Genomic DNA, 12,681 nt, shown 5'->3' on the forward strand with positions numbered 1-12,681 from the left:
TCAGTCAGGCGGGCAGGCGGCTCTACTTTGGATGGGGATGTATCGGATCAACCCAATAAACTTCCTCAGGATCTTCAACCGGATCGACATCCGTAATGTTCACGACAACGGCTTCGTTGTCGGATCGAACCAAAACGCATTCCAGCACGTTGTCAGGATCGGCATTTATCTCCTGATGGGGAACATAGGGCGGTACGAAGATAAAATCGCCCGGTCCCGCTTCGGCCACATATTCCAGATGATCTCCCCATCGCATCCGCGCCTTGCCCCGAAGAACAAAAATGACGCTTTCAAGCGCGCCATGGTGATGGACACCGGTTTTCGCATTGGGTTCGATTGCTACTGTTCCTGCCCAGATTTTCTGTGCTCCAACGCGCGCGTGATTGATCGCCGCCTGACGGAACATACCCGGCGTTTGCGCGGTATTCGGATCAAGCTGATCCCCTTTGATCACGCGTACGCCGTCGTGCTTCCATCGATCCGAATGTTCATGATGATCCTCACTCATGGTTTGCTCCTCGGCGCAGATCAAAAAGGTTCAGATGTTGAGTATCATGCTCATTCGGTCTCCGTTTTCCGTCAAGAGAGGCCGATTCAATAAAACGGAAAATGATCTAGATACCATGTCGGGGCCGACGAACGACCCGCACTTTTCCACTGCTTCCGCCGCCGCAGAAAAAACGGTCTCGGCCATCGGATTCAAGTCCAGAAACGCCAGTCCCGGCCGGCATGTCCAATCGCTCGAGCACGGCGCCTGTTTTCTGATCGATATGGCGAATATCACTGCCGGTGCCTTCCCACGTGCCGTGCCAGAGTTCGCCATCGACCCAGGTGACACCGGTGACGAACCGGTTGGATTCGATCGTGCGCAACACTTCTCCGGTCTCGGGATTCACCTGATGTATCTTGCGACCGCGATGCTGTCCGACCCAGAGCGAACCCTCCGCCCAGGCCAAGCCGGAATTCCCGCCATCTCCGGGCGCTGGAATTGTGGAGACAATCTGGCCGGTGCGGGGATCGATCTTGCGGATCATGGAATCGCCAATCTGGAACAAGTGCTCGCCATCGAATGCGGTTCCCGCATCGGCGGCGACATCCAGCGAACGCTGGATTTCCCCGCTATCGGGATCAAGGGCGTTCAGTCTGTTGCCCGTCGCGAACCAGACCTGATTGCCGTCGAAGCTGACCCCGGCCACGTCATCTGCATCGGGGAAGGGGCCATATTCACGGATGATTTCGGCGGTTGAGTGTTTCATGTCTTCATCCTAGCTGTAAATCCGCGTGGTGGGGAGCAACAAGCTTGTCGGGAATCCGGGTACGCTCGCCGCGATCCAGCGGCGCGCTCTTCCGCGCCCGAATGCCTCGACCTTACCGTCGCGGGCAAGCTCCTCGAGTGCTCGCTGTACTGTACGCGGGCTGACATTCAACGCCAGCGCCAATGCGGAACTCGACCAGGCTTCCCCATCGCTGAGCAGCGCGAGGACTCCCGCACCGTCACCTTCTACGTGCGGCGCCAGCACGGCAATATTTCGGGCGGTTCGAGGTTGCAGGACGAAACCGTCTGCGGTGGCATTCAGTGCTGCCAGCGGTTTGACCGTCTCACGCAGCCGCGCGACTTCAACGCGCAGTCGCGCCCGATGCGACGCATCGACGTGTCGTGCATTGAAAGCACGTTTGAGGAGCGTTTCGCGCGCTGCATCCTTCGGCCAGGCTTCCGCCAGAGCGCGCATGAGTTTAAGCAGCACCGGACGAGTGGCGAGCGGAATGATCGTTGCCCCTCCACGCACCACATTGCGGCAGGTGTCCACTATCAGCGTGTCGGTGGCCAGAAGCCTTTCGACGTCTTCTAGATGAAGCGAACGCTCGGCTTCGTCGGTGACCAAACGGGCTGCCGGCATTCCGAATGCTCGTATCGCCCGGTCGACCTCGGCCGAGAGTGCTGGAATACGTGCGTCTTCTGCGGCCTGCCTTGCCCGTTCCAGAGCTGCTTTCGCCGGTTTTGTCTTGATGCGACGAATGGCTATGCCAGCGGCCACCAGTTGGCGCCCTGCCATCGAAGCGCGCGGCAGAGCGCTGTCATCCAACTGACCGAGCAACGTTTCCGCTTCATCAAGGCGGCCGATCAGGAGGAGGTGCCGGGCTTCGAGATAGCCGGCATGAGCAGCATTGCTGCGGTCACCGAATGCTTCGAGAAGCAGACGGGCTGCGTTGAGTGTTTGCAATGACTGGCCCAAATCGCGTGAAACAAGGGCGATTTCGGCTTCGGCAACGGCACAACGCGCGCGGGCTACGAGTTCTTTCGGACCGAAGCTACGCGCCGCGCTTCGCAGAAGCTCTCTGGCGCGCGTGAAGTCGCCGAGTTGTGCCATTGCTATGCCGCGCAATGCCAGCGCTGGCGGGTCATTTCGCAGGGCAACCCTTTTCAGCACAGCGAGGGGATCGCCAGCTGAGAGAGCGCCTGCAGCGGCGGCGATCAGTGGGTCCATTGAAATCCCGTCACACTTGTAACTCTCACGCACCCCTCCATCCGAGTTAGCTTCATTGTATCGCAACAGCTGGAAACGGCAATTCGATGGGAGAGGCAGATATGCCAATGCGCACAGTGACAGAGAAAGCCGGCTCTCCACCCGAGCCGACGAGCGATGCGTCCAGTTTGATCGGGCTTGCCGCCACGCCGACCTTCGCGCTGATGGCGTGGATTTCTGCTGTCGGTTCACAGGACATGACGATGTGTTCGGGTGCATCGACTTTCGTTCCCGTCAACGACATGGCCCTGATGTACGCGCTGATGAGCCTCTTCCATCTAACGCCGTGGATGAAGCTTTTTGCCGCCCGTTTTCAACTCCCCAATACCAAACCATAGGAGACTCCAATGCAACGCGCTATTGTTTCACACGATGACTGGCTGATTGCCCGTCGAGACTTCCTGAAAGCGGAGAAGGAGCTGACACATCTTCGCGATAAAGTTGCCCGGCAGCGGCTCGCCTTGCCGTGGGTACGCATCGACAAGGAATATGTCTTCGATGCGCCGGAGGGCTCACGCACGCTGGCTGATCTCTTCGAAGGCCGGTCGCAACTTCTGGTGCAGCATTTCATGTTCGCGCCGGGATGGAAGGAGGGTTGCCCAAGCTGCTCCTTCATGGCTGACCACACCGATGGTATGAACAAGCACCTTGCGCATCATGATGTCACCATGATCGCTGTTTCCCGCGCGCCGCTTGCCGACATCGAACGTTACCGCCAACGTATGGGCTGGCAGTTCAAATGGGTGTCGTCCTTCGGCACCGACTTCAACTACGATTTCCGAGTGAGCTTCACGCCGGATGAGATCGCCAGCGGCAAAATCGATTACAATTTCGGCGAATGGGGCGAAGTTGGCGGGGAATGGCCGGGCGTCAGCGCCTTCTACAAGGATGATGCGGGCGAGATCTTCCGCACCTACTCCACCTATGGACGCGGCGTTGAAGTGATGATGGGTACCTACAATATGCTCGATCTCGCTCCGAAAGGTCGCAACGAGGCCGGGGGAATGGACTGGGTGCGCCGTCACGATCGCTATGAGCAATCGTTCCAGACGGCATAACAACCGGTCAGCAACGAAAAAACGAGGCTGCAGCCAACCCCGCTGGGGCGAGCTGCGGCCTTTTCGTTGCTGTGATACTGAGGTTCGGTTTCATGGTCGGCCCGGTAGTGGCGACAATAGGAAGACCAGTGGATCATAAGGCCCTTGCAGTACATTGAATCGCCTTCAGGCAACGGGTGAAAACTGCTTTTCCAGGCATGCTGGCGGTGGACGGACCAAGGCGCTACCTTGCGTATTTCAACAGACATGTATTGGCGAAAGGATTTCATCAGTCATGAAGCCGACACTTGCAGACTTGGAAGCCTTTGCAACGGTCGCCAACGAGCGCAGCTTTCGCCGAGCTGCCGATCTTCTTGGCGTATCGCGCTCTGCGCTAAGCCATCGCATGAAGAAACTTGAAGCACAACTTGACATCAGACTGCTGCACCGCACCACGCGCAGCGTTTCTCCCACGGAAGCTGGTGCACACCTGCTACAGAGGGTTTCCCCAACGCTTCGGGAACTTGACATAGCGCTTGATAGCCTTGCCGATGAGCGTGGCCATCCGAGCGGCCTTTTGCGCATCAATGCCAGCAAGGGGGCTGCCCGTGTCTTGCTTCGCCATGTCGTGCCGACCTTTTTGACCCGTTATCCAGAAGTGGAACTGGATCTGGTCAGCGACGGGAAACTGGTCGATATCGTGGAGCAGGGTTTTGATGCAGGTGTCCGGCTGGGAGAAACGGTGCCGCAGGACATGATTGGCGTTCGCATCAGCGACGAGCTTCGCTTTCTTGCGGTTGTCGCTCCTGCCTATCTGCGCGATTTCAATCGGCCTCTGGTTCCGGATGATTTGCGCAATCATCGCTGCATCCGCCAGCGTTTACCGAGCGGCAAACGGTATCGCTGGGAATTTGAGAAGCATGGTCAGGAGATGACGATTGATGCTCCGGGCACGCTGACATTGGACGATAATGACCTGATGATCGAGGCGGCTGCCGGGGGACTGGGTATTGCCTACGTGCCGGAGAACCTGGCACATGATTTGTTGGTCGCTGGGGACCTTGTGACGGTGCTCGAAGACTGGTGCCCTCCGTTCTCGCCGTTGATGCTTTATTATCCCGGTCGCCGGCATGTGCCGTCAGCCCTGCGGGGTTTTATCGATGTCGTGAGAGCTCCCCATATCAGAGCGCGATTGTCAGCAAATTCGTGATGAGGAAACCGGGTAATTCTGGTGCTCATACAGGACGCATCGTCCGATTGTTGAAAAGATTTCACTGGATCATGCATCGATGACTATCTTATCGGGCGGGTCTTTCTTTTTTAGTTTCATCCAGGTGGAGGGCGAAGATTGTCATTGTAAAGGATGAGATATGACACTGCGTCGAGATGAATTGATCAAGCGCCTGATCAGAGCTGGCGAACTCGAGGTTTCTGGTGCGGATCAGGCAGAGACGGACACCTATTTCAATACAGACGAATTTCGCTTCCATGGCCCCGATGGGTTCGAGACGGACTATGGAGGACTTACTGCATATTTTCAGTCGCTTCGTGCCGCTTTTGACGATCGTTCGATCAGGCGCGGGATTATAATCGCCGAGGATAACAATATTGCCTGTCAGACCTGGATCGAAGGGATATTTGTTCGGGATTTCACCATGTCTCCGGCAGGACCACTGCCACCCAATGGACAACGCATTGTAATGGACCTGATCAATATATTCCGTTTCGACGGGGAAGGACGATTAACCGAAGAATGGGTTCGGACGGATTACCGGAGTTTTCTCCGCCAGCTTGGCGCACCGGGGCAATAACGGGCAGCGGGGCAATTGCAAGGATTGGGCCGCTCACAAGGCCGCCAATTCAACGTCGGATTTATATCGGTTAGTTCCATAATACATATTATCTGATTTGATCTGGCGCCAAGGTGGGTTCAAGCCTGAAATGGGCTTTGTAAATGCAGGCTCATTGGGTTTCCACTACCACATCGCTTCTGCAAATGCCCTGAACGGGCATCAGTCAGCGTCTTGCGCCAGATGTGATGGAGTTGCTGTCCGCGCAGTCCACTCCAGTTCTCACGGCCCGCAATAAAATTTCGTATAGACTTATTTTTGTCGATAGTTTGAAATGCGCTGTCCGCTTTTCGTTGCATGTTCTTGCCGGGACGTTATACGAAGGGACTCTATCGCAAATTTTTGCGTCTCACTTTAGACGGACAAGATCTCGCATCCTGTCTGTTCCCCCATTCATGAGGCGCTACCCGAAGAGGAGCGGATATATGAGCCGTTATGGCACCGCACATTGTCAGTTCATCGGATGTGCTGAACGATGAGCGCCGAACCAAGCCGTATTCAACCGGAAGAAGCGCGCAAGACTGCAATCGCGCTGAAAGATGTGCAGATTTCATTCAAGCTGGCCGATGGCGGTTGCTTCGATGCTGTTGCCGAAAGCAATCTGGAAGTCGCTGAAAACGAATTCGTGGCGATTGTCGGTCCGACGGGCTGTGGAAAGTCTACATTGCTCAATGCCGTTGCCGGGCTTCTGGTGCCAGCCAGTGGTACTGTCGAAATCAGCGGCCAGCGGCTGCAAGGCCTCAATCGCAAGGCAGGTTATCTCTTCCAGCAGGATGCCCTCATGCCCTGGAAGACAGTGCTGGACAACGTCTCCATCGGACTGGAAATCGCTGGCACGCCAAAGGCTCGGGCGCGCGAGCAGGCGCGTGAGTGGCTTGGTCGCGTCGGCCTTGCAAGTTTCGGCGACCGCTATCCACATATGCTGTCGGGTGGACAGCGCAAGCGTGTTGGTCTCGCGCAGGTGCTGATCCGCAATCCGAAATATCTGCTGATGGATGAACCCTTCGGCCCGCTCGATGCGCAAACCCGCGTCATCATGGGTGACCTTTTGCTCGATCTCTGGTCGCAGGACAAGAAGGCCGTCATGTTCGTGACCCACGATCTGGAAGAAGCCATCGCGCTGGCGGATCGCGTTGTCATCATGTCTGCCGGGCCGCGTGCCCGCATCATGGCGGAATATAAGATTCCCCTCGCCCGTCCGCGCGAGATTTCCGAAATTCGCCTCGATGACAAGTTTCACGAAATTCATCGTGAAATATGGAGTGCGCTCAAGGAAGAGGTTCTCAAGGGCTATCAGCAGACGAGTGGGGAAAAGAAATGAAAAAGCCTGTTATGCTGTTTCTGGCGCAGCTCAGCGTGGCTGTCGTCGTTATTCTGGTCTGGCACCTCTTCACCGCTACCCATTTGCTGGGCAATCCGGCCAAGGCGAAATTCTTCTTTGCGACACCGGGCGATGTGGCGCAGCGCATCTATAAATGGTTCTCCGATGGAACGATCTGGTATCACCTCGGCATCACCCTGCTTGAAGCCATGCTGGCTTTTGCCATTGGCTCAATCGGCGGCGTGCTGATCGGGTTCTGGTTTGCCCGCAAGCCTCTGCTTGCCGCGATTTTCGACCCTTATGTGAAGGCGGCCAATTCTCTGCCGCGCGTCGTGCTTGCGCCAATCTTTGCACTGTGGCTCGGCCTCGGCATCTGGTCAAAGGTGGCGCTTGGCGTCTCGCTGGTCTTTTTCATCGTCTTCTTCAACGTCTACCAGGGCGTGAAGGAAGTGAACCAGACGGTACTCGCCAATGCGCGTATGCTCGGCATGAACGAGCGACAGCTTCTGCGCAATGTCTATCTGCCATCGGCGCTGTCTTGGATGTTCTCAAGCCTGCACACGGCCGTCGGCTTTGCCGTCGTCGGTGCGGTTGTCGGCGAATATCTCGGTTCGTCGGCGGGGCTTGGTTACCTGATTCATCAGGCGGAAGGCGTGTTCGACGTCACCGGCGTCTTTGCCGGAATGCTGGTGCTGACGGCATTCGTGCTGGTCATCGACTGGGGCGTATCCATCGTTGAAGCGCGCCTGCTTGTCTGGCGTCCGAAAGCTGCAGGTCACAACGGTTAAAAAGATTCAAGGAGGAAACCATGACGACAACGCGTAGAGATATATTGCTGGGCGCCGCAGCCTTCGGGCTTGCGGGTATAGCCTCGCGCCTTCCCGCCTATGCGCAGGATGCATCCGCAACGCCGGAAAAGCCGGAGCTGATGTTCGGTGTCGGTGGCAAGCCGCTCTTCTATTACCTTCCGCTCACCATTGCCGAGCGCAAGGGCTTCTTCGAGGAAGAAGGCATCAAGGCGACCATCAATGATTTCGGTGGCGGCGCAAAGTCCTTGCAGGCATTGATCGGCGGTTCGGTCGATGTGGTGACCGGCGCATACGAGCACACCATTCGCATGCAGAACAAGGGGCAGGACATCAAGGCCGTCTGCGAGCTTGGCCGCTTTCCGGGCATCTGTATCGGCGTGCGCAAGGACCTTGCCGGTGAAATCAAGACGATTGCCGATCTGAAGGGCCAGAATGTCGGCGTCACGGCGCCCGGCTCGTCTACCTCTCTGCTGCTGCAATATGCGCTCATCAAGAACGGCCTCTCCGAAGATGCTGCTTCGATCATCGGTGTCGGCGGTGGTGCAAGTGCTGTCGCAGCCATCAAGAAGGGCGAAATCGCCGCCCTCGTCCATCTCGATCCGGTCATCACGCGACTGGAAGTCGATGGCGACATCACGCTGCTACTCGATACACGCACCGAAGAAGGCACCCGCCAGCTTTTCGGTGGCACCAATCCAGCCGCGACCGTCTACGTGCAGCAGAGCTTCATCGATGCAAATCCGGTAACCACGCAGCGGGTCGTCAATGCTTTCGTCAAGTCACTGAACTGGATTCACAAGGCTTCTGCCGATGACGTGGCAGATGCTGTGCCGGAAGAATATCTGCTCGGCGACCGCGCGCTGTACAAGACCGGCTTCGAGAAGTCCCGCGCCATGTATTCCGAAAAGGGCCTGATCGCGGAAGACGGCTTCAAGAGCCTGTTCGAGATGCTGAAGGCGCTCGATCCGGAACTGGCAAGTGCGGATATCTCATTCGCGCAAACCTTCGATCCGCGCTTCGTGGAAGCTGCAAAAGTATAAATCCGCTTTGGGCAGGGTTGTGCCCTGCCCTTTGCATCTTCTTTATCAAAAGTTCAAAAGCGACTCTTGGCAAAGCGCTCCTGCAGCCATTGTGCGGCTGACCCCTGCCGTCGCCGCTTGTTCCAGATCAGCTCCAGCGCGACCGGATGCGCACCTTCGTCGAACTGCAGTTTCGGAATGACAAGCTCCGGCGCCAGCGGTGAGTCCTTCAAGATATGTTCTGGAATGAACGCCCAGCCGATCCCTCGCGTGAGGATTTGCAGGATGACCCAGTGGCTTTCCACCCACCAGACCTCGGCACCGACCCGCAAACGGCGGCTTTCTGCGGTGTCGCTGTGTTTACGGGCCATGATCTGGCGAAACGACCTCAAATCTTCCCAACTGACCGCAGTATGCGCCAGCGGATGCTCGCGCCCGCAGACCAGCACCAGAGGCACCCAGCCTATGGTATGGAAGCCAAGCTCATCAGGCATCTGCTCGGCGCGCCACATGACGCCGAGGTCCGCCCTTCCCTCCAGTACAAGCCCGCTTATCGCGGTTGAAGGCGGAAAGGTCAGTTCAAGCTCTACATGCGGAAACTCCTGTGCAAAGGCTGCAAACAGCGTCGCGATGGCCGGTTCGGGGTAAAGTTCGTCGATTGCAACCACGAGACGGCTTTCCACATGATCGCCGAAATTTCTGGCGACGGAAATCAGATGCTCCCGCCTTGCAAGCAGCAGCCGCGCTTCCGGCAACAGCCTTGCACCCGCCTCCGTCAACACAGGATTGCGGGATGCACGGCTGAACAGCTTGACGTCGAGATCGTCTTCCAGCGAGGAAACCAGCACGCTGACCGCAGACTGTGCCTTGCGCAAATATCGCGCGGCGGCGGAGAATGATCCGTGATCCGCAGAGGCCACAAAGGCCTCGAGTTGCTCCAGTTCGATACTCATCTATCGTAAATCCAGATAATATCTAACTTTTCTTATTGGCATAATAAGATAGAAGCACGCGCATTAACAACAGGGATTAAAGGAAATGCGCAGTTTTATGGACCGTGTCCGCCACGCAACGATGTTTGAAATCATCGGTCTGGCGATCTTCATACCCGGTTCCGCCTTCATTCTGGACAAGCCTGCAGCAGAGATGGGCGTCATCGGGGTTGTTTCGGCAACCACCGCAACCGTGTGGAATTTTCTGTTCAATCTGGGTTTTGACAAGGCGATGCTGCGCTTCACCGGCAGCGTCAACAAGAGCATGGCCGTCCGGGTTCTTCACGCGATCCTTTTCGAAGCCGGGTTGATCGTGCTTCTGATCCCGTTCATCGCCTGGTATCTGGGAATTTCGCTGGTGACCGCTCTTGTGATGGATATAGCGATTGTCGTCTTCTATCTGGTCTATGCGTTCGTGTTCAACATCGCATATGACAGGTTGTTCCCGCTGCCACTCGGGCAGACTGCAGAAGCGGTCTAGCATTTTGCAATAGCTATACTGCCGCGCCTTCGATACTGAATCCAAAGGCGGCATGTGTGTGCGAAAATGGTGATTTTCGAGTACCGGAGCGCAGTGTACTTAAGGTACATAAGCACCGGAACGGAGAAAAATCGCCATTTGCAGCCACACAGGGCGACTTTTGGAGCAGGCTCTCAACAGGGGGCGCGGCGCTTGCGGAGATTTGCCTGTCGCTGCTCCCAGGCGATGAGCAGCAAGCTTGCCAGCACGATCAGGAATGCACCGGCAAACACATTCGCGGCCGGAACTTCCGCCCATATGAGATAGCCGTAGATAAAGGCCCAGATCAGCCCGCTATATTCCACGGGCGCCAGCGCCGAGGCGGGTGCGTGGCGAAACCCTTCATAAAGAAGGAACTGGCCGAGGGTTGATACAAGCCCCAGACAGATCATCAAAAGCCAGCCGTTGAGATCGGGGTCCTGCCATGTCCACGGAAAGGACAGTGCACAGGCCAGGCCGAACAACAGGCTGGTCGCATACATCTGTGTCATCGTGGTTTCGCTGCGGCTGACAAGCCGGATCAGGATCGTGCTCCATGCCCAGCAGAAACCTGCCACGATACACATGGCGGCGGGAATAAGATTGGGCGAATGGGTCGGGTTCGCAGCAACCGTTACGCCGATGAAACCGATGGCGCAGGCGATCCATCTCCCCGGTCCGATCTTCTCCTTGAGGACGAGGATCGACAGGAACATGACCATGATCGGCGCGGAGAAATAAAGCGTCGTCAGTTCTGCCAGCTCGAGATGGCGGGCGGCATTGTAGAACAGCAGCCACGCGCCAAGCATAAGCGCGGCACGCAGAACCACGGTGTTGCGATAAGGGCTTCGGAAAATCGATGGATGACGGCGATAGCGTATCAGCACGCCGGTAATGAGCACGATCACCAGACTGCGCATGAACAATATCTGTGGCACCTGATAGGTCGCCACGAGCCATTTCACCATGGCATCCTGAAGGGCAAAACAGGCGTAACCGCCGCAGGCAAGCGCAATGCCTGCGAGCGGTCTTGAACTAACTGACCCGGTGTCCATGAATTCCTCGATCCGGCCCAGGAATCTCCGCTGCGGGAAGGGCCACGAACGCTGAATTTGCAGGACTGCAGCGCGTAAGCAAGAGGCTGATATATGACGATTGCAGACGGGAGTGCCAATGTAGCCGGAATGCAACAAATTGGGAGGCTAAAACACCAGGGATCGATGCGCCGCAGTTCCTGCCGTCACGCCATCAGCCACAGACCACGCGACGCTGTGCGCGCCACGAGTAATATCGCCTGCTGCAAAAATTCCGGGCACGGTTGTCGTCTTCAGTCCGTCTGTCTGTATCGTTCTGCCGAGCGGCAGTTCATCCATTGCGCAGCCGAACGTGTCGGCAATCTGGCTGTTCAGCCGATTGCGTGGTCCGATGTAAAGCGCATTGAGTGGGACCAGTCGCCCATCTTCAAGCTCGACCTCTGAAATGTCGCCCCCCTCGCCGTGCAATGCACTGACCGGGCTGTGTTCGATCTTCACGCCGCGCCGTTCCAGTTCTGCGAATGCCTCTGCATCCGGTTCCAGCCCTTTATCGATAAAGAAGGTTGTCGGTCCCCATTCCGAGATCAGCATGGCCTGATGCACCGACATGGGCGACAGATTGAGAACGCCGAGCTGACGGTCGCTGAATTCATAGCCGTGGCAATAAGGACAATGAATGACGGTATTGCCCCATCGTTCCGCGAGGCCGGGAATATCCGGCAGATCATCCGATATGCCGAAAGCAAAGATCAGTCTGCGTCCCTCAACAATCTCTCCGCTATCAAGTTCGATCGTAAAATTATCGATTTCGCCGCTACCCGAAACGGCCTTGCCTTGCGTGAAGGTCACGGTCGGATAGGCTTCGACCTGCGCCTTCGCCGTTTCCAGCATGGAGAGCGGGTTGCTGCCGTCCTGCGCAAAGAAACCATGCGAATGTTCGGCGAAACGGTTGCGCGGTTTTCCGGCGTCGATCACGCGGACAGATCGTCTGCCGCGCGCCAGATAGGTTGCCGCAGACAAGCCAGCGAAGCTGCCGCCGATGATGATTGCATCATGATGCATGATTGCTCTCCAGATCGAATGTTACGCCGCGCTCCAGCGCGCGTTGATGAAAATCCGCGCTCAGCATGGCAAGCGTGACCTCGCCAAAACGCCCCAGAAGAAGGTTTTCGGCGTCGTTAAATGCCTTGCTCAGCGAGGCGTTCACCGCCTGCTCCACAAGACAGCCCGGCATTTCCGTGCGGTTGCCCATGGCCAGAAGCGCCGGTTCCCCGATGGCTTCGTAAATGTCACGCAAGGTAACCTTGTTGAGGTCGCAGGCGATTTCCCACCCGCCGCCATGTCCCTTTTCCGAGCGAACATAGCCCTGCTCGCGCAGGCCACCCATGACGCGTCTCACGACGACCGGATTGGTGGTCATGGCTTTGGCAAGAACCTCAGACGTGACCGGTCCTTTATGTTCCGCCATGTGAAGAAGGACGTGCAGAACGCCCGATAATTTGCTGTCTCTTTTCATGTAACAATAAATGTTACGAGAATCGATAAATGTCAACACAACCGATGAAAAGCACCGGGTCAGATAAATGTGATCATTA

15 protein-coding genes and 1 pseudogene are annotated in these 12,681 nt (G+C 56.8%); 8 read left to right on the forward strand and 8 right to left on the reverse strand.

Features of this window, described 5'->3' with window-relative positions; translation table 11 throughout:
- Window positions 1–22: 22 nt before the first annotated feature.
- From HWX93_RS00625 to HWX93_RS00635, 3 genes are all read right to left on the reverse strand, one after another.
- Window positions 23–508: a cupin domain-containing protein gene (locus HWX93_RS00625; RefSeq protein WP_176036112.1), complete on the reverse strand. Its 486-nt coding sequence runs from the start codon at window positions 506–508 to the stop codon at window positions 23–25.
- Window positions 509–614: 106 nt separating this feature from the next.
- Window positions 615–1,256 carry a PQQ-binding-like beta-propeller repeat protein gene (locus tag HWX93_RS00630; protein WP_176036113.1) on the reverse strand — a complete coding sequence of 214 codons (642 nt, stop codon included), beginning with the start codon at window positions 1,254–1,256 and terminating at the stop codon, window positions 615–617.
- Window positions 1,257–1,265: 9 nt separating this feature from the next.
- Window positions 1,266–2,486 carry an HTH domain-containing protein gene (locus tag HWX93_RS00635; protein ID WP_176036114.1) on the reverse strand — a complete coding sequence of 407 codons (1,221 nt, stop codon included), beginning with the start codon at window positions 2,484–2,486 and terminating at the stop codon, window positions 1,266–1,268.
- A 101-nt stretch (window positions 2,487–2,587) separates the two neighbouring features.
- Between HWX93_RS00635 and HWX93_RS00640 the strand changes: the two genes are divergently transcribed.
- From HWX93_RS00640 to HWX93_RS00670, 7 genes are all read left to right on the forward strand, one after another.
- Window positions 2,588–2,863 (forward strand): hypothetical protein, encoded by a 276-nt coding sequence (locus HWX93_RS00640; protein ID WP_176036115.1) that lies wholly within the window; start codon window positions 2,588–2,590, stop codon window positions 2,861–2,863.
- A 9-nt stretch (window positions 2,864–2,872) separates the two neighbouring features.
- Window positions 2,873–3,583 carry a DUF899 domain-containing protein gene (locus tag HWX93_RS00645; protein WP_176036116.1) on the forward strand — a complete coding sequence of 237 codons (711 nt, stop codon included), beginning with the start codon at window positions 2,873–2,875 and terminating at the stop codon, window positions 3,581–3,583.
- Between the two features lie 274 nt (window positions 3,584–3,857).
- On the forward strand, window positions 3,858–4,772 hold the full coding sequence (locus HWX93_RS00650) for a LysR family transcriptional regulator (protein WP_176036117.1): 915 nt from the start codon (window positions 3,858–3,860) through the stop codon (window positions 4,770–4,772).
- 181 nt (window positions 4,773–4,953) lie between these two features.
- The gene (locus tag HWX93_RS00655; protein WP_210267188.1) at window positions 4,954–5,373 is read left to right on the forward strand and encodes an ester cyclase; all 420 of its coding nucleotides are present in this window, start codon (window positions 4,954–4,956) and stop codon (window positions 5,371–5,373) included.
- A gap of 514 nt (window positions 5,374–5,887) precedes the next feature.
- Complete coding sequence (locus HWX93_RS00660; RefSeq protein ID WP_176036119.1) at window positions 5,888–6,733, forward strand: ABC transporter ATP-binding protein; 846 nt, start codon at window positions 5,888–5,890, stop codon at window positions 6,731–6,733.
- Entirely contained in the window at window positions 6,730–7,521 is a 792-nt protein-coding gene (locus HWX93_RS00665) for an ABC transporter permease (protein WP_109988720.1), read from the forward strand. Before HWX93_RS00660 ends, HWX93_RS00665 begins: the two co-directional genes overlap by 4 nt.
- Window positions 7,522–7,541: 20 nt before the next feature.
- On the forward strand, window positions 7,542–8,582 hold the full coding sequence (locus HWX93_RS00670; protein ID WP_176036120.1) for an ABC transporter substrate-binding protein: 1,041 nt from the start codon (window positions 7,542–7,544) through the stop codon (window positions 8,580–8,582).
- 53 nt (window positions 8,583–8,635) lie between these two features.
- On the opposite strand, the gene HWX93_RS00675 is transcribed toward HWX93_RS00670, so the two are convergent.
- Window positions 8,636–9,514 carry a LysR family transcriptional regulator gene (locus HWX93_RS00675; protein ID WP_109988722.1) on the reverse strand — a complete coding sequence of 293 codons (879 nt, stop codon included), beginning with the start codon at window positions 9,512–9,514 and terminating at the stop codon, window positions 8,636–8,638.
- A gap of 85 nt (window positions 9,515–9,599) precedes the next feature.
- On the opposite strand from HWX93_RS00675, the gene HWX93_RS00680 reads away from it, so the two are divergent.
- Entirely contained in the window at window positions 9,600–10,034 is a 435-nt protein-coding gene (locus HWX93_RS00680) for a PACE efflux transporter (RefSeq protein WP_176036121.1), read from the forward strand.
- A 23-nt stretch (window positions 10,035–10,057) separates the two neighbouring features.
- Here the strand turns inward: HWX93_RS00680 and HWX93_RS22945 are convergent.
- The 4 genes and pseudogenes from HWX93_RS22945 to HWX93_RS00700 form a co-directional block, all read right to left on the reverse strand.
- A pseudogene (locus HWX93_RS22945) lies at window positions 10,058–10,211 on the reverse strand (flagellar basal body P-ring protein FlgI); the annotation flags it as partial.
- Entirely contained in the window at window positions 10,208–11,107 is a 900-nt protein-coding gene (locus tag HWX93_RS00690; RefSeq protein WP_109988724.1) for a DMT family transporter, read from the reverse strand. The pseudogene HWX93_RS22945 and the gene HWX93_RS00690, both read right to left, overlap by 4 nt.
- A 147-nt stretch (window positions 11,108–11,254) precedes the next feature.
- Window positions 11,255–12,148 carry an NAD(P)/FAD-dependent oxidoreductase gene (locus HWX93_RS00695; protein ID WP_109988725.1) on the reverse strand — a complete coding sequence of 298 codons (894 nt, stop codon included), beginning with the start codon at window positions 12,146–12,148 and terminating at the stop codon, window positions 11,255–11,257.
- On the reverse strand, window positions 12,138–12,602 hold the full coding sequence (locus tag HWX93_RS00700; RefSeq protein ID WP_176036122.1) for an Rrf2 family transcriptional regulator: 465 nt from the start codon (window positions 12,600–12,602) through the stop codon (window positions 12,138–12,140). Before HWX93_RS00700 ends, HWX93_RS00695 begins: the two co-directional genes overlap by 11 nt.
- Window positions 12,603–12,681: the final 79 nt, after the last annotated feature.

The organism is Brucella tritici (assembly GCF_902825325.1).
Classification (GTDB): Bacteria; Pseudomonadota; Alphaproteobacteria; order Rhizobiales; family Rhizobiaceae; genus Brucella.

Excerpts from the sequence above, each read along its gene's own strand:
- HWX93_RS00695 (WP_109988725.1), bottom strand. The coding sequence starts at position 12,148 with ATGCATCATGATGCAATCATCATCGGCGGCAGCTTCGCTGGCTTGTCT.
- HWX93_RS00645 (WP_176036116.1), top strand. The coding sequence starts at position 2,873 with ATGCAACGCGCTATTGTTTCACACGATGACTGGCTGATTGCCCGTCGA.
- HWX93_RS00660 (WP_176036119.1), top strand. The coding sequence starts at position 5,888 with ATGAGCGCCGAACCAAGCCGTATTCAACCGGAAGAAGCGCGCAAGACT.
- HWX93_RS00680 (WP_176036121.1), top strand. The coding sequence starts at position 9,600 with ATGCGCAGTTTTATGGACCGTGTCCGCCACGCAACGATGTTTGAAATC.
- HWX93_RS00635 (WP_176036114.1), bottom strand. The coding sequence starts at position 2,486 with ATGGACCCACTGATCGCCGCCGCTGCAGGCGCTCTCTCAGCTGGCGAT.
- HWX93_RS00650 (WP_176036117.1), top strand. The coding sequence starts at position 3,858 with ATGAAGCCGACACTTGCAGACTTGGAAGCCTTTGCAACGGTCGCCAAC.
- HWX93_RS00625 (WP_176036112.1), bottom strand. The coding sequence starts at position 508 with ATGAGTGAGGATCATCATGAACATTCGGATCGATGGAAGCACGACGGC.
- HWX93_RS00630 (WP_176036113.1), bottom strand. The coding sequence starts at position 1,256 with ATGAAACACTCAACCGCCGAAATCATCCGTGAATATGGCCCCTTCCCC.
- HWX93_RS00670 (WP_176036120.1), top strand. The coding sequence starts at position 7,542 with ATGACGACAACGCGTAGAGATATATTGCTGGGCGCCGCAGCCTTCGGG.
- HWX93_RS00690 (WP_109988724.1), bottom strand. The coding sequence starts at position 11,107 with ATGGACACCGGGTCAGTTAGTTCAAGACCGCTCGCAGGCATTGCGCTT.
- HWX93_RS00640 (WP_176036115.1), top strand. The coding sequence starts at position 2,588 with ATGCCAATGCGCACAGTGACAGAGAAAGCCGGCTCTCCACCCGAGCCG.
- HWX93_RS00665 (WP_109988720.1), top strand. The coding sequence starts at position 6,730 with ATGAAAAAGCCTGTTATGCTGTTTCTGGCGCAGCTCAGCGTGGCTGTC.
- HWX93_RS00700 (WP_176036122.1), bottom strand. The coding sequence starts at position 12,602 with ATGAAAAGAGACAGCAAATTATCGGGCGTTCTGCACGTCCTTCTTCAC.
- HWX93_RS00675 (WP_109988722.1), bottom strand. The coding sequence starts at position 9,514 with ATGAGTATCGAACTGGAGCAACTCGAGGCCTTTGTGGCCTCTGCGGAT.